Here is a 22009-nt window from a genome sequence, read left to right on the forward strand (position 1 = left end):
GGGAGGGAATTTGACGCGCCAGAAAAGAGAAAAGCCCAGTGTTTTCAAAACACTGGGCTTTCATACTTAAAGTGATTTCTTAAGTTTGTAACTTCTTCCAGCCAGCGACAAATGGTCATGTGGGAAGAAGTGGAGAAAAAGAGCTGAGAGTCGATCTGTAAGCCGGGTTCTGTCGAGGACAGCCATTCCTCTGGGACATACATCACTGCATGCCTCAAGCGATCTACCCGAACCCAACGCGGGCCGCGCCAATGGGTTCCTATTTGATCTTGCTCCGAGTGGGGTTTACCTAGCCACGAACTGTTGCCAGCCGTGCGGTGCGCTCTTACCGCACCTTTTCACCCTTACCGGCGCTTGCGCGCTTAGGCGGTTATTTTCTGTGGCACTTTCCGTAGGCTCGCGCCTCCCAGGCGTTACCTGGCACTCTGCCCTGTGGAGCCCGGACTTTCCTCCACCCCGTGGTGGAACACCACGGAACAGCGACTGTCCAATCGACTCTCAGTCCGCAAGGTTAGCGGCTGACGACGCTCAGGACAAGCTCAAGCCTTGCCCTGGCGCTCCAGTGCGAGCTGATAAAGCTGATTCTTGCGCGCTCCGGTGATCTCCGCCGCCAGCGCCGCTGCGCGCTTGACCGGCAGCTCTGCCAGCAGCAGATCGAGCACTCGCAGCGTCTGCGCATCCACTTGCTCATCGCTCTCCGGCGCCGGTTTGCCGGCCACCAGCAGCACGCACTCACCCCGTTGCTGATTGCTGTCGGCCGCCACGAACTCGCGCAGATCGCCCAGCGGCAGCCCCTTCAATGTCTCGAAAGTCTTGGTCAGCTCGCGCGCCAGCAGCGCCGGCCGTTCGTCGCCGAAGATTGCCGCCATGTCCTCGATACACTCCAGCACACGGTGCGGCGCCTCGTAGAAGATCAGAGTGCGCGGCTCATCCGCCAGCGCCTCCAGGCGACCACGGCGACCGACTACCTTGGCCGGCAGGAAACCCTCGAAGACGAAACGATCCGACGGCAAACCGGCAGCAGAGAGCGCGGCAATCAGGGCGCATGCACCCGGCACCGGTACCACCGGAACACCCGCCGCGCGAGCCTGGCGCACCAGGTGGTAGCCGGGGTCGGAGATCAGCGGGGTACCCGCGTCGGAAATCAGCGCAACGTCTTCGCCGGCCTGCAGCTTGGTGAGGAAACGCCCACCCTGCTCCCGCTCGTTGTGTTCATGACAAGCCGTCAGCGGCGTCTCGATGCCGAAATGCTGCAGCAGTCGCACGGAGTGACGGGTGTCCTCGGCCGCAATCAGCGCCACGTCGGCCAGCACCTTGAGCGCACGGGCGCTGATGTCGTCCAGGTTGCCGATAGGGGTGGCCACCACATAAAGAGTGCCAAGTGTCACGTGCTGACCTCGCCGGAAGTATCTGAAAAAGCCGCATTGTATCCCGATTCCGGCAGCCGCCATCGCGTGACCCTCCCCGCTTCGGTACAATCGGCAGCTCTTTGAATGCGTTACGAGAAGCCCGATATGATCGCTCGTCTGCGTCCGCTATCCGCTCTGTTCCTGGCCGGCATGCTCGCCGCCTGTGCGTCCTCCCCGTCGTCCAATCTCGGCGAACTGCCGCGCACCCCGGACGCCAGCATCGAACAGCTGCTGCAGCAGGCCTCCACCGCAAAGCCGGACGAAGCTGCCGTGCTGCGCCTGTCCGCCGCCGACCTGGCCTATAAGCAGAAAGATCTCGGCCGCTCCACGCAGATCCTCGACCAGATCCCGATGGACAGCCTGAAGCCCGCCCAGCAGGTCTTCGCCAGCACCCTGCGCGCGCAGCTAGAACTGGCCCGCAACAAGACCAAGGCGGCCCTGAAGGCCTTTGACAACCCCAGTTTCCAGCGTCTGGGCGAAATGCCCGTGGACCTGCAGGCACGCGCCGGCATGGTGAAGTCGCTGGCCCTGGCGGCCGACGGCCAGGCCCTGAGCGCCGCGCGCGAGCGGGTTTTCATCGACCCGCTACTCAACGCCGAGGCCAGCAAGGCCAACCATGAGGAAATCTGGAAACTGGTTTCCAGCCTGCCGCTCGATCAGATGCAGGCCAGCAGCAACGAAGGCGATCTGAACGGCTGGCTGGAACTGGCGCGCATCACCAAGTCATCCTCGACCCTGAAGGAACAGCAGTCGAACATCGACAACTGGGTCGCGCAGAACCCGGACCATCCGGCCGCCAAACAGCTGCCGGACGCCCTGACCAAGCTGAAGTCCCTGGCAGCCCAGCCGCTGAACAAGATCGGCCTGCTGCTGCCGCAGCAAGGCCAGCTGGCCTCCGTCGCCCGCGCCCTGCAGGACGGCTTCCTTGCCGCCCACTACCAGGCCCAGCAAGGCGGCCAGGCGCAGCCGGCCATCAAGCTCTACGACAGCACCCAGGTGCGCTCGCTGGACGAGTTCTACCGCCAGGCCCAGGCCGACGGCGTGCAACTGGTAGTAGGTCCGCTGGAGAAGAATCTGGTCAAGCAGATGAGCAGCCAGCCGCAACTGCCGATCACCACCCTGGCCCTGAACTACGCCGACGGCAACCAGGAGGGCCCTGCACAACTGTTCCAGTTCGGCCTGTCCGCCGAGGACGAAGCCCGCGAAGTCGCCAACCGCGCCTGGAATGACGGCATGCGCCGCGCCGTGGCCCTGGTCCCGCGGGGCGAATGGGGTGACCGCGTGCTCGCCTCCTTCAGCCGCAACTGGCAAGCCGCCGGTGGCACACTGATCGCTGCCGAGCATGTCGACCAGCCGGTAGAGCTGGCCCGCCAGATCGCCGACCTGCTGCAACTGCGTCAAAGCGAAGGCCGCGCCAAGCGCCTCCAGGGCGTCCTCGACAGCAGCGTCGACACCCAGCCATCGCGCCGCCAGGACATCGACTTCATCTTCCTCGCTGCCACTCCGCAGCAGGCCCGCCAGATCAAGCCGACGCTGGCCTTCCAGTACGCTGGCGACCTGCCGGTCTACGCCACCTCCAACCTGTACACCGGCGTGAACAACCCGGCCCAGGACCAGGACCTGAACGGTATTCGCTTCTGCGAAACGCCATGGCTGCTGAACCCGAATAACGCCCTGCGCCAGCAGGTCGCCACGCAGTGGCCGGCCGCCAATGGCAGCCTCGGCCGCCTGTACGCCATGGGCGCCGATGCCTACCAGCTGGCCCCGCGCCTGCCGGAGCTCAAGGCAGTGCCGAGCATGCAACTGGACGGCCTGACCGGCACCCTGAGCGTCAGCGCCAGCCAACGCGTGGAACGCCGCCTGCCCTGGGCCGAATTCAAGAACGGCCAGGTTCAGCCGCTGGAGAACAGCGGTATTTGATCGGCAACAGCCCCACCCAGAAGGCCGGGCGGCAGGCCGAAGCCGCCGCCCTGGCCCACCTGGAAGAGCATGGATTGCGTCTCCTGGCGCAGAACTGGACATGCCGCCGAGGCGAGCTCGATCTGGTCATGCTGGACGGCGATACAGTAGTATTCGTCGAAGTTCGCTCCCGCCGGCATTCCGCCTGGGGAGGAGCGCTGGAAAGCGTGGACTGGCGCAAGCGTCAACGCCTGACCATTTCCGCCGAACTCTTCCTGCAGCAGAACGCCCGCTGGAGCAGCCATCCCTGCCGATTCGACGTTGTCGCCATCGACAGTCGCGCCCCAGGCTCCGCAGGGCACTTGAACTGGATCCCCAACGCTTTTGACACCTGATCAGACGCCCGACGAAAGGTCACACCTGATGGACATGCAATCCCGTATCCGCCAGCTCTTCCATGCCAGCATCGAGACCAAGCAACAGGCTACCGAGGTGCTCATCCCGCATATCGAGCAGGCCAGCATGGTCATGGTCAATGCCCTGCTGAACGAGGGCAAGATCCTCTCCTGCGGCAACGGCGGCTCGGCCGGCGACGCCCAGCACTTCTCCTCCGAACTGCTGAATCGCTTCGAGCGCGAGCGCCCGAGCCTGCCTGCGGTCGCACTGACCACCGACAGCTCCACGATCACCTCGATCGCCAACGACTACAGCTACAACGAAGTTTTCTCTAAGCAGATCCGCGCCCTGGGCCAACCGGGTGACGTGCTGCTGGCAATTTCCACCAGCGGCAACTCGGCGAACGTCATTCAGGCCATCCAGGCCGCACATGATCGCGAAATGGTTGTCGTAGCCCTGACCGGCCGCGACGGCGGCAACATGGCATCGTTGCTGCTGCCCGAAGACGTGGAAATCCGCGTTCCGGCCAAGGTCACCGCACGCATCCAGGAAGTCCACCTGCTGGTCATCCATTGCCTGTGCGACCTCATCGACCGTCAACTGTTCGGGAGTGAAGAATGACCCGTACCCCTCTGATCGCAGCCGCACTGGCCGTGACCATGGCACTGGGTGGCTGCAGCAGTTTCGTCAGCGCCACCCGCGACAAACCGATCGACGATGACAAGGGCACCCGCACCCTTGGCAGCAAGATCGACGATTCGCTGATCGAAACCAAGGTGGCAGTGAACGTCGCCAAGGCCGATCCGGACCTCGACCGCAATTCCCACGTCGTCGTGATCAGCTACAACGGCGTGGTACTGCTGGCCGGCCAGACCCCGCGCGCCGACCTGAAGAACAAGGCTGAGCAGGCCGCCAAGGAAGTGCAGAAGGTCAAGACCGTGCACAATGAGCTGCAGATTCTGCAGCCCTCCTCCCTGGCTGCCCGCAGCAACGACACCTGGCTGACCACCAAGATCAAGAGCCAGATGCTCGCTGACGCGAACGTTCCCTCCACGCGCATCAAGGTCCTGACCGAGAACGGCATCGTCTACATGCTGGGCCTGGTTACCCGCAAGGAAGGCGATCTGGCCACCCAGGTAGTCCAGGGCGTGGACGGCGTGCAGAAGATTGTCCGCCTGTTCGAGTACATCGACTGACCGGAGCAGTTATTGCAGGCATGAAAAAGGCGACCCCAGGGTCGCCTTTTTTATTACTTCACCACCTTGAGACTCGGGCGGCCACTGGGGCGCGGCGGCTCGTCGGAAGGGCCGTCATCCGGCAGGTCCTCGTCATCGGTGGGCACCGGCGGCTCCAGGTCGAAGACCATGCCCTGGCCATTCTCCCGCGCATAGATGGCCATCACAGCCTGGGAAGGGATGTACAGGCCCTGGGCAACACCCCCGAAGCGACCCTCGAAGCTGACCGCGTCGTTGTCCATCTGCAGGTGGCGAACCGCGGTCGGGGAGACGTTGAGCACGATCTGTCCGTCACTGGCATAACCCGGCGGCACGCGCACGCCGGGATACTCGGAATTCACCAGGATATGCGGCGTGCAGCCGTTGTCGACGATCCACTCATAGAGGGCTCGCACGAGGTAGGGACGACTGGAGTTCATCATCAGGCTCCTTAGCGCATATCACGTTCGATAGAGGACAGGCTCGCACGGAAAGTTTCCCGCGCAAACTGTCGCTCCATATAGTCCAGCAAAGGCTTCGCCGGGCGCGGCAGCTCAATCCCCAGGATTGGCAGGCGCCAGAGGATCGGCAGCAGGCAGCAATCCACCAGGCTCAGCTCGTCACTGAGGAAGAATGCCTTGTCGGCAAACAATGGCGATACCCCCGTAAGGCTCTCACGCAACTCCTTGCGCGCCAAGGCTCGCTCGGCATCCTTGCGGCGGGTATCGAGGATACGATCCACCAGGCTGCACCAGTCGCGCTGGATACGATGGATCAGCAAGCGGCTGTTGGCGCGAGCCACCGGATAGACCGGGAGCAGCGGTGGGTGCGGATAACGCTCATCGAGGTACTCCATGACCACTGTCGACTCGTAGAGCGCGAGATCGCGATCCACCAGGGTCGGCAGGCTGCCGTAGGGGTTCACTTCAGCGAGCTTGGCCGGGATGTTGCCGGCAGGTACGTCGATGATATCGGCGACGACGCTCTTCTCCGCCAGCACCAGGCGCACGCGATGGCTGTAGTGGCAGGAAGGGTCGGAGAAGCAGGTGAGCTTGTTGATAGCGGCCATGCCGCGCGCCTCCTCGCAGGATTTTCTTGTGGGAGGTAGAAAAACGCACGCGCGCCCCGTAGGGCGCGCGCTTGTTACTACGACGGGTGGTGCTTAGTGCACGTCCTTCCAGTATTCGCGTTTGAGCAGGTAGGCGAATACGAAGAAGAAGGCCAGGAACAGCAGGACGTAGGTGCCGATACGGTGAGAGTCCAGCTTGTTCGGGTCCGACGAATAAGCCAGGAAGGTCACCAGGTTCTTCACCTTCTCGTCAAACTGAGCTTCGTTCAGTTGGCCGGACTTCGGCACGATGGTCAGCTGGTCGCAGGCCTCGTGGGTCAGCGGGGTACCAGTCAGAGGATCGTACTGCTTCTTGCCATCCTCGACGACCTGAACCTGTTTGCAACCGATGACCTGGCGGCCCTGCAGGCTGACCAGCACGTTCGGCATGCCGACGTTCGGGAAGACCTTGTTGTTCACGCCCCACGGACGCTTGGGATCTTCGTAGAACGAACGCAGGTAGGTGTACAGCCAGTCGGCGCCGCGTACGCGGGCTACCAGGGTCAGATCCGGCGGAGCAGCACCGAACCATACCTTGGCGTCAGCCGGCTTCATGCCGATGTCCATGTGGTCACCGATCTTCGCACCGGTGAACACCAGGTGGCTCATCATCAGCTCTTCCGGGATACCCAGATCACGACCAACACGCTCATAACGCTGGAACTTGGCGCTGTGGCAGCCCATGCAATAGTTGGCGAAAGTACGCGCGCCATCCTGCATGGCGGCCTTGTCGGTCAGGTCGATATCAACCTTGTCCAGGGCCGGGCCATGGCCTTCGGCAGCGAAGCCGAAGACAGGCAGCAGAGCCAGTACAAATGCAGCGAATTGCTTTTTCATCAGCCAGTCACCCTTTCCGGAACCGGTTTGGTTTTCTCCATCCGGGTGTAGAACGGCATCAGGATGAAGAAGGCGAAATACAGAATGGTGCACAGGCGCGACAGCGTGGTGCCCAGCGGGGACGGCGCTTGCGAACCGTAGTAGCCGAGGACAACGAAGGACACCGCGAAGATCACCAGCCAGATCTTGCTCAGCCAGCCCTTGTAGCGGATCGAGCGAACCGGGCTACGGTCCAGCCACGGCAGCACGAACAGCACGGCGATGGCGGCACCCATGGCGATGACACCCATCAGCTTGTCCGGAACGGCGCGCAGGATGGCGTAGAACGGCGTGAAGTACCACACCGGCGCGATATGGTCGGGGGTCTTGAACTGGTTCGCCATCTCGAAGTTGGGCTTCTCGAGGAAGAATCCGCCCATTTCCGGGAAGAAGAAGATCACGGTGCAGAAGACGAACAGGAAGACCACGACGCCAACGATGTCCTTGACGGTGTAGTACGGGTGGAACGGGATGCCATCCAGCGGAATGCCGTTCTCGTCCTTCTTCTTCTTGATGTCCACGCCGTCGGGGTTGTTCGAGCCGACTTCGTGCAGTGCCAGGATGTGCAGCACGACCAGGCCCAGCAGGACGATCGGCAGGGCGATCACGTGCAGGGCGAAGAAGCGGTTCAGGGTGATGCCGGAGATCAGGAAGTCACCACGGATCCACTGGGACAGATCTTCGCCGACGACCGGGATGGCGCCGAACAGCGAGATGATCACCTGGGCACCCCAATAGGACATCTGACCCCAGGGCAGCAGGTAGCCCATGAAGGCCTCGGCCATCAGGGCAAGGTAGATCAGCATGCCGAAGATCCACACCAGCTCGCGCGGCTTCTGGTACGAACCGTACAGCAGGCCACGGAACATGTGCAGGTAGACGACCACGAAGAACGCCGATGCACCGGTGGAGTGCATGTAGCGGATAATCCAGCCGTAATCTACATCTCGCATGATGTACTCGACGGAAGCGAACGCTTCTTCCGCCGACGGGGTGAAGCTCATGGTCAGCCAGATACCGGTGAGGATCTGGTTAACCAGGACCAGCAGTGCGAGGGAGCCGAAGAAGTACCAGAAGTTGAAGTTCTTCGGGGCGTAGTACTTGCTCAGATGGTCTTCCCACATCTTGGTCGCGGGGAAGCGGGCATCGACCCAAGCCATGAACTTGTTCATCAGGCTTTCTCCTGGTCCACACCGATGGTCAACTCATCACCATCCAGCGTATAGGGCGGAATCGGCAGGTTCAGGGGCGCGGGCTGTCCCTTGTAAACGCGGCCGGCAAGATCGTAATGGGAGCCGTGGCAGGGGCAGAAGTAACCGCCCTTCCAGTCCGGACCGAGATCCGCGGGAGCGACTTCCGGGCGGAAGGTCGGCGAGCAGCCCAGGTGAGTGCAGATGCCGACGATCACTGCCAGTTCAGGCTTGATCGAACGCAGCTTGGGATCGACGTAGGTTGGCTGTTCCGAAGCCTTGGACTCCGGGTCGGCCAGTTGTCCGTCGAGGGTCGGCAGAGCGTCCAGCATTTCCTTGGTGCGATGCACCAGGAATACCGGCTTGCCGCGCCACTCGGCCACGACCTGCTGGCCCGGCTCGATCTTCCCTACGTTGACCTTCACCGGCGCGCCAGCGGCCTTCGCCTTGGCACTGGGGAACCATGACCCCACGAACGGGACCGCAGCTCCGACCGCTCCTGCCGCACCTACCACCGAAGTGGCCGCGACAAGGAAGCGACGCCGGCCTGCATTCACGCCGTCATTACTCATTCAGTCGTCTCCCATCAGCTTCAAGCCTGTTCAAATCAGGCTTTTAAGTAAAAATTCGAGCCGCGCAAAAAATTCGCCAAATGGTAAAGAAAAGCCCTTGTGATGACAAGGTAATAGCCTGTTACGCAACCCCTGGAAGCCTTGCACGACGCGGCCTGCGCGGATGCGGCAAGGTGTCGCACGAACTTATTGAAGACATAAAAAAACGCCCAGTCCAAAGGATCTGGGCGTTTTTTTCGAAGCGTCGTATTAACGCTTGGAGTACTGCGGACGCTTACGCGCTTTACGCAGACCGACTTTCTTACGTTCAACTTCGCGAGCATCGCGAGTGACGTAGCCGGCTTTACGCAGCGAGCTGCGCAGGGTCTCGTCGTACTCGATCAGAGCGCGGGTGATACCGTGACGGATCGCACCGGCCTGGCCGCTTACGCCACCGCCAACGACGGTCACGTAGATATCGAACTTCTCGGTGTTCTCGGTCAGCTCGAGCGGCTGACGGACAACCATGCGAGCGGTCTCACGACCGAAGAACTGCTCGATGGAGCGGTTGTTGATGGAGATTTTGCCAGTACCCGGACGCAGGAAGACGCGAGCGGTAGCGGTCTTACGACGGCCAGTGCCGTAATTTTGAGTCGCCGACATAATGAGCTATCCCGTTAAATCTTCAGTTCTTGAGGCTGCTGAGCGGTGTGCGGGTGGTTGGCACCCTTGTACACTTTCAGCTTGCGGTACATGTCGCGGCCCAGCGGGTTCTTCGGCAGCATGCCTTTGACGGCAGTCTCGATAACACGCTCAGGAGCCTTGGCGATCAGCTTCTCGAAGTTGATCGACTTGATACCGCCCGGGAAGCCCGAGTGATGGTAGTACATCTTGTCGGTAGCTTTGGCGCCAGTGACACGAACCTGCTCGGCGTTGATCACGACGATGTAGTCGCCGGTGTCAACGTGCGGGGTGTATTCCGGCTTGTGCTTGCCGCGCAGGCGGGTAGCAATCTCGGTAGCCAGACGACCCAGGGTCAGGCCAGCAGCGTCGACGACGAACCAGTCGCGCTTAACAGTTTCTGGTTTCGCGGTATAAGTTTTCATTCGTTATAGCCTCAGGGGCCGCCTGAAAATAAGACGGCGAATCTTACTGGACAGTGGTTGCCTTGACAAGTCAAGGACAGCCGAAGACAGACACGAATTGGGGCTCGGGTCGGTGTGCGTCCGTAACGACTAGATGTATCAATCGGCAGGCTTTGGCATCCCCCACCGATGAAAGGCTGCGGAATTATGCAGATTCCGGCAGAATTTTCAACTGTATGACGCACATGTTTTCATGAGGAGACCCGCATGGAGTACCGCCCGCTCGGCCGCACCGAACTGAAAGTCAGCGCCCTCTGTCTGGGGACCATGACCTGGGGCGAGCAGAACACGCAGGACGAAGCTTTCGCCCAGATCGAGCGGGCCAAGGCCGCCGGTCTGAATTTCATCGATACCGCCGAGATGTATCCGGTCCCGCCGCGCGCGGAAACCTACACCCGCACCGAACAGATCATCGGCAACTGGTTCGCCCAGCGTGGCGATCGCGCCGACTGGGTACTGGCCAGCAAGATCGCTGGCCCCGGCAACTCGATCAGCCACATCCGCGACGGCCAGCCGAAACTCGATCGCAAGAATATCGTTGCGGCGCTGGATGGCAGCCTCAAGCGCCTGCAGACCGACTGGATCGACCTCTACCAGTTGCACTGGCCAGAACGCAGCACCAACTTCTTTGGCCAACTGGGCTACCAGCACAAGGAAGAAAGCTTCACGGCGCTGGAGGACACCCTGGAAGCACTCGACGAGCAGGTCCGTGCCGGCAAGATTCGTCATGTGGGCCTGTCCAACGAAACACCGTGGGGCACCATGCGCTTCCTGCAGATCGCTCAGGAGCGTGGCTGGCCCCGCGCCGTGTCGATCCAGAACCCCTACAACCTGCTCAACCGCAGCTTCGAGGTGGGCCTGGCGGAAATCGCCATCCGTGAACAGATCGGCCTTCTTGCCTACTCGCCCCTGGCCTTCGGCATGCTTTCGGGCAAGTACTTCGGCGGCGCACGCCCGGCTAACGCACGGATCACCCTGTTCAGCCGCTTCACGCGCTACACCAATCCGCAGACTGCCAGCGCCTGCGACCGCTATGTCACCCTCGCCCGCGAGCACGGCCTGGACCCTGCGCAAATGGCCCTGGCCTTCGTCACCAACCGCCCGTTCGTGACCAGCAATATCATCGGTGCGACCAGCCTCGAGCAACTGGAAGCCAACCTCGGCAGCTTCGACCTCAAGCTCTCCGACGAGGTGCTGGCCGGCATCGAGGCGATCCACAAGGATCAGCCGAATCCGGCGCCCTGAGGGCGGCTAAAGGCGGCAGGCTACAGGCCGCAAGTGAGAGCAAGGCACTTCGCTCTAACCTGCGGCCTGAAGCGTGAGGCCCGAAGCCGCTCTTATAACGCTCGGGCGATGATCTCCTTCATGATCTCGTTGGTGCCTGCATAGATGCGCTGCACACGCGCATCGGCCCAGGCGCGGGCAATCGGGTACTCCCACATGTAGCCGTAGCCACCGTGCAGTTGCACGCACTCGTCGAGTACCTTGCACTGCAGATCGGTGGTCCAGTACTTGGCCATCGCCGCCGTCGGCACGTCCAGCTTGCCCTCCAGGTGCTGTTCCAGGCAGCGATCGACGAAGACGCGCCCCACCTGCACCTCGGTGGCGATCTCGGCCAGCTTGAAGCGGGTGTTCTGGAAATCCGCCACGGACTTGCCGAAGGCCTTGCGCTCACGGGTGTATTCCAGCGTCCACTTCAGTGCCGCCTCTGCCGAGGCCAGCGCGCCGAGGGCAACCGTCAGGCGTTCTTGGGGGAGCTCCTGCATCAGATAGATGAAGCCCTGCCCGTCCTTGCCCAGCAGGTTTTCCTTGGGGATACGCACGTCCTGGAAGAACAGCTCGGAGGTGTCCTGAGCCTTCATGCCCACCTTTTCCAGGCGCTTGCCCTTGCTGAAGCCCGGCGTGCCGGCTTCCACCAGGAACAGGCTGGTGCCCTTGGCGCCGGCCTTGGGGTCGGTCTTGGCGACCACGATCACCAGGTCGGCCAGCCAGCCATTGGTGATGAAGGTCTTCGAACCGTTTATCACGTATTCGTCGCCATCCAGCACGGCAGTGGTCTTCACACCCTGCAAGTCGGAGCCGGCGCCCGGCTCGGTCATGGCGATGGCCGAGACCATCTCGCCGGAAATCAGCCTGGGCAGGTAGCGCTGCTTCAGCTCTTCGCTGCCGTAGTGAAGGATGTAGGGCGCGACGATATCCGAATGCAGCGAGAAACCGATGCCGGTCAGACCCAGTCGACCGATCTCCTCGATTACCACCGCGCTGTAGAGAAAGTCCGCCGCCATGCCACCGTAGGCCTCGGGCAGATGCGAGCAGAGCATGCCGGCCTCGCCCGCCTTGTTCCAGAGCTTGCGGTCGACATGACCGTCCTTTTCCCACTGGGCGTGGAACGGCACCGCCTCCTGTTCGAGGAATTTGCGGACGCTGTCGCGGAACAGCTCGTGATCGGAACTGAACAGGGTTCTTGGAATCATGCGGCACACCTGCGAATCGATTGTAGGAATTATTGGAAGGCCGACTGTAGGCCAAGCACGAACCGCTCTGCACTGGACACTTTCGCCAAAAAATAAGACGATCCAGCCGCAACATGACCACTTTAGCGTCATGCAAAGACATCCATAAGAAGTACAAGAACCGATGCCCAACCCAGCTTCCCGCGTGCTGCGCCGCGTCAGCATCCTCGCCACCCATGGCGTGTTCGGCTCCACCCTGATGCAGGCCAAGGACTTCTTCCACATGGCCGCCCTGCGCCATGGCCGCCAACAGGGTCTGGGCCTGCAACCCAGCTTCGAGACGCGCATCGTCAGCCCCGACGGCCAGCCGGTGATGAGCTTCAGCGGCGACCTGCTGCCGGTACACGGCGCCCTGGACGAACCAGAACTGATCATCCTCCCAGCCTTCTGGGGCGACTTCGACGAACTGCTCACCCTGTATCCGCAAGTAATGCCCTGGCTGCGCGAGCGCCACGCGGCCGGCTGCGTGCTGTGCGGCGAAGTCTCGGGGGTGTTCTGGCTGGCCGAGGCGGGCCTGCTCGACGGTAAGGAAGCGACCACCTACTGGCGCTTCTTCCGCGAGTTCGCCGAACGCTACCCCAAGGTGCAGCTCAACCAGGACAAGCACATCGCCGACGCCGACCACATCTACAGCGCCAGCGGCCTGACCTCGGTGCGTGACCTGTACATCTACCTGATCGAGTACTTCTGCGGCGCCACCGTCGCCCAGGGCGTGGCCCGCGACATCCTTTACGAGGTGCAACGCACCTACACGCCGGGCCGCCTGGGCTTCGGCGGACAGAAACTGCACCACGACCCGGCGATCCTGCAGATCCAGCACTGGCTGGAAGAACACTTCTGCGACAAGTTCCGCTTCGAGGACGTGGCCCGCGAGCACGGCATGAGCATCCGCAACTTCATGCGGCGCTTCCAGGCGGCCACTGGCGACAAGCCGCTGCACTACCTGCAACGGTTGCGCATCGAGACGGCGCGCAACCTGCTGTCCACCAGCCGCAAGAGCATCAAGACCATCAGCTACGAAGTCGGCTACGACGACGCCAGCTTCTTCGCCCGCCTGTTTCGCCAACATACCGGCCTTTCTCCGAATCATTACCGGCGCCAGTACGAACAGAAGGAAGCCTGAAACAGGCCATCCCTAGGATGGGTTCACGGACTCGGGGGCGGCCCTATGATCAGGGCAGCTTTCGACAACAAGAACCCAACGGGATATTGCCATGCGCCGCTTTCTGCTTGCCCTGCTGGCCGTCTTCAGCCTGAACGCTGTAGCGGACGACACCTGGAAACCCTTCCCCTACGACCAGAGCGCCTTCGACTACAGCGGCGACAAGCTGCGCGAGGCCTGGCCGCGCCTGACTCGCGGATTCGGCGCCAACTACCCCTTCCCGGATGCGGACTGGGTGGTGAGCATGGCCACGAAGCATCCCGAGGCCCTGGAGAAAACCGTGGCCGCCGGCACCGGCTTCAGCGGTAAGCCGGAGGAGGCGCAGGTTTACGCCGAAAAACTGCAGGACGTGTGGCGCAAGGTATTCCGTGGCGACTTCGCCCAGGCCAAGCGGGACGGGCTGGCTCTGGGCGTCGGCGGGCAGGTGCCAGGCATGTTCGCCCAGGTGCTCTACGCCATGTTCCTCGCGCCGAACCAGGACGAGAAACAGCGCCTGCTGGAAGAGGTGATCAGCTACACCGACGAAGCCGGCCCGCTGCTCAACGCCGACCCCATCGCCCAGTTCGGCCGCGCCTACGCCAAGGCCCGCCTGGCGGAGGACCTGCCGGTACCCGTGGTACTCAAGCGCGGCTACACCAGCGAGATCCCCAAGGAACTGGACGCCCTGCTGGCCAAGCAGCCAAACCAGCCGTTCGCCCTGGCACTCTACGGCGGCTACGAAGCCGGCGTGATCCGCAAGGTCGGCAAGCTGGTGGGCAAGATGACCTACGGCGTCAGCGCGGACAAAATGGAGCAGTACTTCGCCCGCTCCTTCCGCGCCGCCGACGACCTGCCGATCGGTCACTACGAGTACGCCAACGCGCTGGGCTATGTGTACGGCGAAGATGAAGAGCAGAAAGCGCTGGAGCAGTTGAAGAAAGCGGTGGCAATCAAGCCGATCAATGCCATGGAGGCGCTGGAAATTGCCCACGCCCAGCAACTGCTGAAGAAAGCGCAGCAGGAGATGGCCCAGCGCTGATTCATGATCTGTAGGAGCGAGCTTGCTCGCGAATCGCCCAGCTTTCGAGCTGCCGGTGAAATGTTCGCGAGCAAGCTCGCTCCTACGAAGAGCCGGAACAAAAAAGGCTGCCCAAGGGCAGCCTTTTTCATTCACCGAACCGTCAGGGACGGTGCGGGCGGCTCAGGTATTCGTGGGACTGCATTTCCAGCAGGCGGCTCAGGGTACGCTGGAACTCGAACTCCAGGCGGCCACCGGTATACAGGTCCTTGAGCTCTACCTCGGCGGAGAGGATCAGCTTGACGTTGCGGTCGTAGAACTCGTCCACCAGGTTGATGAAGCGGCGCGCCATGTCGTCCTTGGCCACACCCATCTGCTCGACGTTGGAAATCAGGATGGCGTGGAAGATCTTCGCCAACTCGATGTAGTCGTTCTGGCTGCGCGGGCCGTCGCACAGCTCGCGGAACTCGAACCAGGCCACGTCATCGCAGGTGATACGCGCACGGATTTCGCGGTTCTCGATCATCAACGCGTCGTCGCGGGTGGCGGCAGCGCACTCCGGGGTCAACGCCTTGAAGTCGCGGGTCATGGCCTGCTCGGCTTGTTCGGACAGCGGCCAGTGATACAGCTCGGCCTGTTCCAGGGCACGCAGGCGGTAGTCCACGCCGCTGTCGACGTTGACCACTTCGGTGTACTTCTTGACCAACGCGATGGCCGGCAGGAAGCGCGCGCGCTGCAGGCCGTCCTTGTACAGGCCGTCCGGCACGATGTTGGAGGTCGCCACCAGGCTGACGCCGTTCTTGAACAGCTCTTCCAGCAGGGTCGCGAGGATCATCGCGTCGGTGATATCGGAGACGAAGAATTCGTCGAAGCAGATCACCCGCGCTTCGTCGGCGAAGCGCTTGCCGATGATGGTCAGCGGGTTCTTCTCACCCTTGAGGGTTTTCATTTCCTCGTGGACGCGCTTCATGAAGCGGTGGAAGTGCGTGCGCATCTTCTGCTTGAAGGGCAGCGCTTCGAAGAAGGTATCCACCAGGTAGGTCTTGCCACGGCCAACGCCACCCCAGAAGTACAGGCCCTTCACTGGCTCCTGGGACTTCTTGCCCAGCAGCTTGCCGAACAGGCCGGTCTTGCCTTTATCGGCGGCGACCAGGTCGTCGTAGAGGCGTTGCAGGTGCTTCACGGCGTTCGCTTGCGCGGCGTCGTGGAAGAAATCGGGGCGTTTGAGGTCTTCCTGGTAGCGCTGAAGAGGCGTCATGATCGGTAGCAAGGCAACGAAAACGGGGGCGCACACTTTAGCGGCGCCCCCGTTTCTTGGCAATTGGCCGGTAGTCGGACCGGCCTGCTGCACCTCACTCCTGGGGAGCGAGAGCCTCGCGCAGACGCTGCATGGCGGTGTCGCGCTCCGCGTCGGTGGCGAACTCCGGGCTGTACGCCACAGCTTCGCCATCCAGGCGCACGCTGAAGGCGTTCAGTTCGGCGTGCAGCTCCAGTTCCTCGGACTGCAGGCGCTTGGTCACCTGGCCGGCGGCCTTGCCGTCGGCGAAGGCGATGGAGAGCAGCAGTTGCTCGCCAGCGGCATCCAGCAGGCGGAAACGGAAGCCATCGTCCTCGCGGAAGCTGACAAAGCGCGCAGCCTTGGCAGCTTTCTTCTTGCCTTCGGTCGCCACTTGCACCTGCTCGCGGAACGAGCGCAGGCCCACGGCCTCGCGCAGCTCGCCGAGGAACGGAGTGGCAATGCGGCGCGCCTTGGCGGCGCCGGCCAGGAGAATGTCTTCCAGGTCGGCCGGACGGGTGATCAGCGCGTGGTAGCGCTCGCGGGCCTCGCCCAGTTCGTTGTCGAGCAGCTCGAAGAGGCGCTGCTTGGCTTCGCCCCAGGCCAGGCCGCCGAGCAGTTCGGCGCGGAAGGCAGCCTGTTGCTCGTGGGTGGAGAAGGCCTGGTACAGGGTGAACAAGTGTGAATTGTCCGGATCCTTCGGCTCGCCCGGGGCGCGGGAGTCGGTGACTATGCGTGCCACGGCGTCCTTGAGCTGCTTGGCGCTGCCGAACAACGGGATGGTGTTGTCGTAGCTCTTGGACATCTTGCGACCGTCCAGGCCCGGCAGGGTCGCCACGTCTTCCTCGATCACCACCTCGGGCAGGGTGAAGAGTTCCTTGCCGTTGCCGAACAGGTGATTGAAGCGCTGGCCGATGTCGCGGGCCATTTCCACGTGCTGGATCTGGTCGCGACCGACCGGCACCTTGTGCGCGTTGAACATCAGGATGTCCGCGGCCATCAGCACCGGGTAGCTGTACAGGCCCATGGTGACGCCAGCGTCCGGGTCTTCGCCGGCCTCGACGTTCTTGTCCACCGAGGCCTTGTAGGCATGGGCGCGGTTGAGCAGGCCCTTGGCGCTGACGCAGGTGAGCAGCCAGGTCAGTTCGGGGATTTCGGGAATATCGGACTGGCGATAGAAGGTCGCCTTGTCAGCATCCAGGCCGCAGGCCAGCCAGGTCGCGGCGATTTCCAGACGCGAACGCTGGATGCGCGTCGGGTCATCGCACTTGATCAGTGCGTGGTAGTCGGCCAGGAAGTAGAAGGAGTCTGCCTGCGGATCGCGGCTGGCGACGATGGCCGGCCGGATGGCGCCGGCGTAGTTGCCCAGGTGCGGAGTACCGGTGGTGGTGATGCCGGTCAGGATACGGGTCGTCATGGGAATCCAGGAATCAACACAAATGAAATGGCGGGCCGGATGGTAACGCGGCTTGGCGGCCTAGGCGAGCCGGGCCTGTATCAGGTCCTTGAGCTCGATCAGCTTGCCGTGGAAGAAATGGCTGCACTCGGGGATACGGATCAGCTCGTGGGCCTTGGCGAGCTCCGCACTCCAGGCGTAGACACGCTCGGGTGTGACCACTTCGTCGGCTTCGGGCTGGATCACCGTTAGCGGGCAGCGCTCGGGCAGGTCGACATCGAAGCGCTCCACCGGCGGCGCCAGCATGAACAGCTGTGCGAGTTCTGCGCCCTGCTCCTCCAGGCGCTCGGCAGCATTGCCGGCCACGCAGGAACCGAAGGAGAAGCCCATCAGCGTCAGCGGCAGGCCCGGATGCTGCCCGGCCAGCCAGTGCGCGGCGGCCAGTACGTCATCGATTTCACCGCGACCTTCGGCATAACTGCCGGCGCTCTGACCCACGCCACGAAAATTGAAACGCAGGGTGGCGTATCCTGCATCCCGTGCGGCGCGTTGCAGGGTGGCGACCACCTTGTTCTGCATGGTGCCGGCGAACAGCGGGTGCGGATGGCAGATCAGCGCAACGCCCTTGGCGTCAGGCGTGGCGAGGTGCAGGGCTTCCAGTTGGCCCTCGGGGCCATCGAGGAACAGGGGGATTTCGCGGGTGGTCAAACAACAGCTCCGTGACCCCGTGGCGGGTCGTCTCGTCTAGCTCAATACCTGCGCAGGCGGCGAAGCATTCGCCACGGTATACAAGCACAGGTGCAAGCCGCTAACGTAAAGCAAAGCCGTCTATAGAGGAAGGATTCGCGTGGAACAGTCCCTCACCACCTGGTTGCTGCCGCTACTCGCCCTGATTGTCGGGGTCGGCATCGGCTTTCTGATCGCCCGCCTGCTGCCCAACGCCGCGCCCAACAAGCTGCAGCGTCAGGTGGACGACATGCAGGATCGTTTCGATAGCTACCAGCGCGAAGTGGTGACCCACTTCAGCACCTCCGCCAGCCTGATGAAGAAGCTCACCCAGAGCTATCAGGATGTGCAGGAACACCTGTCCGAAGGCGCAGAGCGCCTGGCCCTGGATGAACAGACCAAACAGCGCCTGCTGGCCGCCCTGCACGCCGACGAATACCCCGAGCGCCGCGAGCGCCTGACTCCGCCGGCAAACAACGAGGCGCCGCGCGACTATGCGCCCAAGAACGGCGACGGTCCGGGCACCCTCGACGAAACGTACGGGCTGAAGAGCAAGTACTAAAGTCTTCGCTGCATGAAAAAGCCCCGCCTCGGCGGGGCTTTTTCATGCCCCCGCCAATGCACGACCTGCAGGAGCGAACCGCTGGATACTCAATCAACCGGGTATGGCTCGCGAGCAAGCTCGCTCCTACAAAAGTCAAAAGAAAAAGCCCCGCAGATGCGGGGCTTTTTCACTTCAGCGCCGTGCGATCAGATCGCGCCGCGCTGACGCAGCAGGTCGAGGACCGCCTTGACGCCGTCTTCCACCGACTGGCTCTGGGTGTCGATCACCAGGTCGGCATCCAGCGGCACATCGAACGGGAAAGACTCGCCCGGGATGTTGTCCTGGCCGGCGGCGTACAGGCCTTGCGGGTCGCGTTCACGGCAGACCTGCGGGGACGCCTGGACGTAGACGGTGACCAGGCGTTCGGCGCCGATCAGCGACTTGGCGCGCTCCCGTCCCTCGGCACTCGGAGCGACGAAGGCGCACAGGCTGATCAGGCCGGCCTCATTGAACTGCCGTGCCACATGGGCAGTGCGCAGCCAGTTCTCGGTGCGACCTGCACGGTCCTGCGGCAGCCCCTTGTTCAGGTCGTGGCGCAGGTTCTGGCCGTCCAGTACATAGACCGCGCGGCCCATGTCAAACAGCTTGCGCTCCACGGCGTAGGCCAGAGTGCTCTTGCCAGCGCCAGAGAGACCGCTGAACAGCACGGTAGCCGGCTGTTGACCGAAGCGTGCCGCGCGCTCCTCGCGAGCTACATGGGCGTTCGCACCGTGGTGGACGACCGCGCCATGACCGGCTTGCGGCGCGGCGATGATCATGCCCGCGCCGACAGTGCCATTGGTCAGGCGGTCAACGACAATGAAGGCGCCGGTGGTGCGGTTCTGTTCGTAGCCGTCCAGAGCGATGGGCGCGTCCAGGCTGACCTTCACACGGGCGATCTCGTTGAGCTTGAGTTCGCTGGCGACGGTCTCTTCCAGGGTGTTCACGTCCACCTTGTGGGTAATGCTCGGGATCGAACCCGGCACATAGCTGGTGGCGCGCTTGATGTCGTACTTCTTGCCCGGCAGCATCGGCTCTTCGGCCATCCACACCAGCATGGCGTCGAAGCCATCGGTTACCTGCGGACGGTTGTCGGCGTGCACCAGCATGTCGCCGCGAGAGACATCGATCTCGTCTTCCAGGGTCAGGGTAATGGCCTGGCCCGGACCAGCCTGCTCCAGCTCACCTTCGAAGGTGACGATGGACTTGACCTTGCTGCCCTTGCCCGAAGGCAGGGCGATGACTTCGTCGCCCTTGCGCACGATGCCGCTCGCCAGGGTGCCGGCGAAGCCGCGGAAGTTCAGGTTCGGGCGGTTGACGTACTGCACCGGGAAGCGCATGTCGTCGAGGTTGCGGTCACCCGCGACTTCCACGGTCTCGAGGATTTCCATCAGCGACTGGCCGGTGTACCACGGCGAGCGCTCGGACTTGTTGACCACGTTGTCGCCCTTCAGCGCCGACATCGGCACGAAGTGCAGGGAGTTGGTCTTGAGGTTGATCTTCTCGGCGAACTGCAGGTAGTCGGCCTTGATCTGCTCGAACACGCCCTGGTCGAAGCCCTTGAGATCCATCTTGTTGATGGCGACCACGATGTGCTTGATGCCCAGCAGCGAGGCAATGAAGCTGTGCCGGCGGGTCTGGGTCTGCACGCCGTAGCGGGCGTCGATGAGGATGATGGCCAGGTCGCAGGTGGATGCGCCGGTGGCCATGTTGCGGGTGTACTGCTCATGGCCGGGGGTGTCGGCGATGATGAACTTGCGCTTGGAGGTGCTGAAGTAGCGGTAGGCCACGTCGATGGTGATGCCCTGCTCGCGCTCGGCCTGCAGACCATCCACGAGCAGCGCCAGGTCGACGTCGTCACCAGTGGTGCCGACTTTCTTGGAATCCTTGGTGATGGCTTCGAGGTGGTCCTCGTAGATCATCTTGGAGTCGTGCAGCAGGCGCCCGATCAGGGTGCTCTTGCCGTCGTCGACGTTGCCACAGGTGAGGAAGCGCAGGAGTTCCTTGCGCTCATGCTGGGCCAGGTAGGCGAGGATGTCCTCGCTGATCAGATCGGATTGATGCGACATTCTGTGGGCTCCAGGCCGCAAGCTGCAGGCAGCAGGCTTGCGCACCATAAAATTACTCTGACATCCGGCTAATCAAGCCGGTCAGCATCCGCGAGATCCGAGTGGACTCTTCAAGCCAATGGTCAGCGTCTGAGGGGGTGATATAACCAATGTCAGCACCTACCAGAATCTGCGTCCTGAGTTCCGCACAAGAACCCTTCGCAATCCAGAGGAACCGACACTTATCCCTCTCGCTTCCTCTCTCCATTCCCTCGGCGATATTGCTGGGAATAGAGAGGGCCGAACGAGTGATCTGATCCCTGAAACCGTAATCACGGCATCCTGCGAAGCCGCGATATACATCTACAGTAAGCGTCCTGGCCTTTTGCCAGACTTCAAGCCGTTCGAAATCCATTCGTAGTACTCCGCTCTTGCCTGGAGCCTACAGCTTGAAGCCTGCAGCCTGTGGCTGCTTCTCAGAAGTAGCCCTGACGTTTCTTTTCTTCCATCGAACCGGCGGCGTCGTGGTCGATGACCCGCCCCTGGCGTTCGGAAGTCCGCGTCAGCAGCATTTCCTGGATGATTTCCGGCAGCGAAGTCGCGGTGGACTCCACCGCGCCGGTCAGCGGGTAGCAGCCCAGGGTGCGGAAACGCACCATCTTCTTCTGGATGCTGGCCTTCTGCTCGGGGGTGAGGTGCTCGAGGATGCGCTCGTCGTCGATCATGATCAGCGCGCCATTCATCTCGATGACTTCGCGCTCTTCGGCGAAGTACAGCGGCACGATCGGAATCTGTTCCAGGTAGATGTACTGCCAGATGTCCAGCTCGGTCCAGTTCGACAGCGGGAAGACCCGGATCGACTCGCCCTTCTTCACCTTGCCGTTGTAGACGTTCCACAGCTCCGGGCGCTGGTTCTTCGGATCCCAGCGGTGCTTGCTGTCACGGAAGGAGTAGACGCGCTCCTTGGCGCGGGACTTCTCCTCGTCGCGGCGGGCACCACCGAAGGCGGCGTCGAAGCCGTACTTGTCGAGGGCCTGCTTGAGGCCTTCGGTCTTCATGATGTCGGTGTGCTTGGCGCTGCCGTGGGTGAACGGGTTGATGTCCTGCGCCACGCCATCGGGATTGATGTGGGTGATCAGGTCCAGGCCGTATTCGCTGACCATCTTCTCGCGGAAGCGGTACATCTCCTGGAATTTCCAGCGGGTGTCGACATGCATCACCGGGAACGGCAGCTTGCCGGGGAAGAAAGCCTTGCGCGCGAGGTGGAGCATCACCGCGCTGTCCTTGCCGATCGAGTACAGCATCACCGGGTTGTCGAACTCGGCGGCGACCTCGCGGATGATGTGGATGCTCTCGGCCTCCAGCTGTTTCAGATGCGTCAGTTTGTCGACCATGGCTACTCACGGAATTGCTTATGGACGGCCGGCGGGCCGTAGACGAGCGCGCACTCTATCACAGCGCAAGGCTCTAACCGGAGGGCGGGTTATACCGAAAAAATATACTGATATAGCCATACGCGC

The 22009-nt window shown here is 62.4% G+C and carries 23 protein-coding genes and 1 other RNA gene; 8 read left to right on the forward strand and 16 right to left on the reverse strand.

Going from position 1 to position 22009, the window contains the following annotated elements:
- Nucleotides 1-142: 142 nt before the first annotated feature.
- Nucleotides 143-499, reverse strand: an RNA gene (rnpB, locus tag N5C91_RS17485) — RNase P RNA component class A.
- A 40-nt stretch (nt 500-539) separates the two neighbouring features.
- On the reverse strand, nt 540-1388 hold the full coding sequence (gene rsmI, locus N5C91_RS17490; RefSeq protein ID WP_279830859.1) for a 16S rRNA (cytidine(1402)-2'-O)-methyltransferase: 849 nt from the start codon (nt 1386-1388) through the stop codon (nt 540-542).
- Nucleotides 1389-1514: 126 nt separating this feature from the next.
- On the opposite strand from rsmI, the gene N5C91_RS17495 reads away from it, so the two are divergent.
- From N5C91_RS17495 to N5C91_RS17510, 4 genes are read left to right on the forward strand one after another with little or no spacing between them, the layout of a single operon-like run.
- Nucleotides 1515-3329, forward strand: coding sequence for a penicillin-binding protein activator (locus N5C91_RS17495; protein ID WP_236174433.1), 1815 nt, complete (start codon nt 1515-1517; stop codon nt 3327-3329).
- A complete protein-coding gene (locus N5C91_RS17500) occupies nt 3326-3703 on the forward strand; it encodes a YraN family protein (protein WP_236174432.1) in 378 nt (125 codons plus the stop codon). The genes N5C91_RS17495 and N5C91_RS17500 overlap by 4 nt, the downstream gene beginning before the upstream one ends.
- Nucleotides 3704-3731: 28 nt before the next feature.
- Nucleotides 3732-4325, forward strand: a complete 594-nt coding sequence (locus N5C91_RS17505; protein ID WP_017518113.1) for a phosphoheptose isomerase — start codon at nt 3732-3734, stop codon at nt 4323-4325.
- Nucleotides 4322-4900, forward strand: a complete 579-nt coding sequence (locus N5C91_RS17510) for a BON domain-containing protein (RefSeq protein WP_024764053.1) — start codon at nt 4322-4324, stop codon at nt 4898-4900. Before N5C91_RS17505 ends, N5C91_RS17510 begins: the two co-directional genes overlap by 4 nt.
- 53 nt (nt 4901-4953) lie before the next feature.
- Here N5C91_RS17510 and N5C91_RS17515 read toward each other — a convergent pair whose 3' ends face one another.
- From N5C91_RS17515 to rplM, 7 genes are all read right to left on the reverse strand, one after another.
- The gene (locus N5C91_RS17515; RefSeq protein WP_236174431.1) at nt 4954-5358 is read right to left on the reverse strand and encodes a ClpXP protease specificity-enhancing factor; all 405 of its coding nucleotides are present in this window, start codon (nt 5356-5358) and stop codon (nt 4954-4956) included.
- A gap of 11 nt (nt 5359-5369) precedes the next feature.
- On the reverse strand, nt 5370-5987 hold the full coding sequence (locus N5C91_RS17520) for a glutathione S-transferase N-terminal domain-containing protein (protein ID WP_138212304.1): 618 nt from the start codon (nt 5985-5987) through the stop codon (nt 5370-5372).
- 93 nt (nt 5988-6080) lie between these two features.
- A complete protein-coding gene (locus tag N5C91_RS17525; RefSeq protein WP_236174430.1) occupies nt 6081-6863 on the reverse strand; it encodes a cytochrome c1 in 783 nt (260 codons plus the stop codon).
- A complete protein-coding gene (locus N5C91_RS17530) occupies nt 6863-8074 on the reverse strand; it encodes a cytochrome bc complex cytochrome b subunit (RefSeq protein ID WP_024764050.1) in 1212 nt (403 codons plus the stop codon). The genes N5C91_RS17525 and N5C91_RS17530 overlap by 1 nt, the downstream gene beginning before the upstream one ends.
- Entirely contained in the window at nt 8074-8664 is a 591-nt protein-coding gene (gene petA, locus N5C91_RS17535; protein WP_236174429.1) for a ubiquinol-cytochrome c reductase iron-sulfur subunit, read from the reverse strand. Before petA ends, N5C91_RS17530 begins: the two co-directional genes overlap by 1 nt.
- A 249-nt stretch (nt 8665-8913) precedes the next feature.
- Complete coding sequence (rpsI, locus tag N5C91_RS17540) at nt 8914-9306, reverse strand: 30S ribosomal protein S9 (protein WP_015475858.1); 393 nt, start codon at nt 9304-9306, stop codon at nt 8914-8916.
- A gap of 14 nt (nt 9307-9320) precedes the next feature.
- Nucleotides 9321-9749: a 50S ribosomal protein L13 gene (gene rplM, locus N5C91_RS17545; RefSeq protein WP_015475857.1), complete on the reverse strand. Its 429-nt coding sequence runs from the start codon at nt 9747-9749 to the stop codon at nt 9321-9323.
- A 246-nt stretch (nt 9750-9995) separates the two neighbouring features.
- Here rplM and N5C91_RS17550 point away from each other — a divergent pair, with 246 nt between their 5' ends.
- Complete coding sequence (locus N5C91_RS17550) at nt 9996-11033, forward strand: NADP(H)-dependent aldo-keto reductase (protein ID WP_279830871.1); 1038 nt, start codon at nt 9996-9998, stop codon at nt 11031-11033.
- Nucleotides 11034-11125: 92 nt separating this feature from the next.
- Here the strand turns inward: N5C91_RS17550 and N5C91_RS17555 are convergent, their stop codons facing one another.
- Nucleotides 11126-12271, reverse strand: a complete 1146-nt coding sequence (locus N5C91_RS17555; protein WP_279830872.1) for an acyl-CoA dehydrogenase family protein — start codon at nt 12269-12271, stop codon at nt 11126-11128.
- A gap of 253 nt (nt 12272-12524) precedes the next feature.
- Here N5C91_RS17555 and N5C91_RS17560 point away from each other — a divergent pair, with 253 nt between their 5' ends.
- Entirely contained in the window at nt 12525-13424 is a 900-nt protein-coding gene (locus N5C91_RS17560; RefSeq protein ID WP_236200846.1) for a GlxA family transcriptional regulator, read from the forward strand.
- A 91-nt stretch (nt 13425-13515) separates the two neighbouring features.
- Complete coding sequence (locus tag N5C91_RS17565) at nt 13516-14481, forward strand: hypothetical protein (protein ID WP_279830874.1); 966 nt, start codon at nt 13516-13518, stop codon at nt 14479-14481.
- A 142-nt stretch (nt 14482-14623) separates the two neighbouring features.
- Here N5C91_RS17565 and zapE read toward each other — a convergent pair whose 3' ends face one another.
- From zapE to N5C91_RS17580, 3 genes are all read right to left on the reverse strand, one after another.
- Nucleotides 14624-15718 carry a cell division protein ZapE gene (zapE, locus tag N5C91_RS17570; protein WP_138212299.1) on the reverse strand — a complete coding sequence of 365 codons (1095 nt, stop codon included), beginning with the start codon at nt 15716-15718 and terminating at the stop codon, nt 14624-14626.
- Between the two features lie 94 nt (nt 15719-15812).
- Nucleotides 15813-17153, reverse strand: a complete 1341-nt coding sequence (locus N5C91_RS17575; protein WP_279830875.1) for a tryptophan--tRNA ligase — start codon at nt 17151-17153, stop codon at nt 15813-15815.
- A 60-nt stretch (nt 17154-17213) separates the two neighbouring features.
- Nucleotides 17214-17840, reverse strand: coding sequence for an alpha/beta hydrolase (locus N5C91_RS17580; protein WP_236200811.1), 627 nt, complete (start codon nt 17838-17840; stop codon nt 17214-17216).
- Nucleotides 17841-17979: 139 nt separating this feature from the next.
- Between N5C91_RS17580 and N5C91_RS17585 the strand changes: the two genes are divergently transcribed.
- On the forward strand, nt 17980-18420 hold the full coding sequence (locus N5C91_RS17585; protein WP_236174423.1) for a DUF1043 family protein: 441 nt from the start codon (nt 17980-17982) through the stop codon (nt 18418-18420).
- A gap of 188 nt (nt 18421-18608) precedes the next feature.
- Here N5C91_RS17585 and cysN read toward each other — a convergent pair whose 3' ends face one another.
- The 3 genes from cysN to cysD form a co-directional block, all read right to left on the reverse strand.
- Nucleotides 18609-20510 (reverse strand): sulfate adenylyltransferase subunit CysN, encoded by a 1902-nt coding sequence (cysN, locus tag N5C91_RS17590; RefSeq protein ID WP_236174422.1) that lies wholly within the window; start codon nt 20508-20510, stop codon nt 18609-18611.
- A gap of 52 nt (nt 20511-20562) precedes the next feature.
- A complete protein-coding gene (locus N5C91_RS17595) occupies nt 20563-20904 on the reverse strand; it encodes a four helix bundle protein (RefSeq protein ID WP_236174421.1) in 342 nt (113 codons plus the stop codon).
- Nucleotides 20905-20965: 61 nt separating this feature from the next.
- A complete protein-coding gene (gene cysD / locus N5C91_RS17600) occupies nt 20966-21883 on the reverse strand; it encodes a sulfate adenylyltransferase subunit CysD (RefSeq protein ID WP_236174420.1) in 918 nt (305 codons plus the stop codon).
- Between the last annotated feature and the right edge of the window lie 126 nt (nt 21884-22009).

The organism is Pseudomonas sp. GD03903, assembly GCF_029840045.1.
Classification (GTDB): domain Bacteria; phylum Pseudomonadota; class Gammaproteobacteria; order Pseudomonadales; family Pseudomonadaceae; genus Pseudomonas; species Pseudomonas pseudonitroreducens.

What these genes read in the sequence shown, in the direction of transcription:
- N5C91_RS17495 (WP_236174433.1), top strand. Translation starts at nt 1,515, where the DNA reads ATGATCGCTCGTCTGCGTCCGCTATCCGCTCTGTTCCTGGCCGGCATG.
- N5C91_RS17505 (WP_017518113.1), top strand. Translation starts at nt 3,732, where the DNA reads ATGGACATGCAATCCCGTATCCGCCAGCTCTTCCATGCCAGCATCGAG.
- N5C91_RS17510 (WP_024764053.1), top strand. Translation starts at nt 4,322, where the DNA reads ATGACCCGTACCCCTCTGATCGCAGCCGCACTGGCCGTGACCATGGCA.
- N5C91_RS17515 (WP_236174431.1), bottom strand. Translation starts at nt 5,358, where the DNA reads ATGAACTCCAGTCGTCCCTACCTCGTGCGAGCCCTCTATGAGTGGATC.
- N5C91_RS17520 (WP_138212304.1), bottom strand. Translation starts at nt 5,987, where the DNA reads ATGGCCGCTATCAACAAGCTCACCTGCTTCTCCGACCCTTCCTGCCAC.
- N5C91_RS17525 (WP_236174430.1), bottom strand. Translation starts at nt 6,863, where the DNA reads ATGAAAAAGCAATTCGCTGCATTTGTACTGGCTCTGCTGCCTGTCTTC.
- N5C91_RS17530 (WP_024764050.1), bottom strand. Translation starts at nt 8,074, where the DNA reads ATGAACAAGTTCATGGCTTGGGTCGATGCCCGCTTCCCCGCGACCAAG.
- petA (WP_236174429.1), bottom strand. Translation starts at nt 8,664, where the DNA reads ATGAGTAATGACGGCGTGAATGCAGGCCGGCGTCGCTTCCTTGTCGCG.
- rpsI (WP_015475858.1), bottom strand. Translation starts at nt 9,306, where the DNA reads ATGTCGGCGACTCAAAATTACGGCACTGGCCGTCGTAAGACCGCTACC.
- rplM (WP_015475857.1), bottom strand. Translation starts at nt 9,749, where the DNA reads ATGAAAACTTATACCGCGAAACCAGAAACTGTTAAGCGCGACTGGTTC.
- N5C91_RS17550 (WP_279830871.1), top strand. Translation starts at nt 9,996, where the DNA reads ATGGAGTACCGCCCGCTCGGCCGCACCGAACTGAAAGTCAGCGCCCTC.
- N5C91_RS17560 (WP_236200846.1), top strand. Translation starts at nt 12,525, where the DNA reads ATGGCCGCCCTGCGCCATGGCCGCCAACAGGGTCTGGGCCTGCAACCC.
- N5C91_RS17565 (WP_279830874.1), top strand. Translation starts at nt 13,516, where the DNA reads ATGCGCCGCTTTCTGCTTGCCCTGCTGGCCGTCTTCAGCCTGAACGCT.
- zapE (WP_138212299.1), bottom strand. Translation starts at nt 15,718, where the DNA reads ATGACGCCTCTTCAGCGCTACCAGGAAGACCTCAAACGCCCCGATTTC.
- N5C91_RS17575 (WP_279830875.1), bottom strand. Translation starts at nt 17,153, where the DNA reads ATGACGACCCGTATCCTGACCGGCATCACCACCACCGGTACTCCGCAC.
- cysN (WP_236174422.1), bottom strand. Translation starts at nt 20,510, where the DNA reads ATGTCGCATCAATCCGATCTGATCAGCGAGGACATCCTCGCCTACCTG.
- N5C91_RS17595 (WP_236174421.1), bottom strand. Translation starts at nt 20,904, where the DNA reads ATGGATTTCGAACGGCTTGAAGTCTGGCAAAAGGCCAGGACGCTTACT.
- cysD (WP_236174420.1), bottom strand. Translation starts at nt 21,883, where the DNA reads ATGGTCGACAAACTGACGCATCTGAAACAGCTGGAGGCCGAGAGCATC.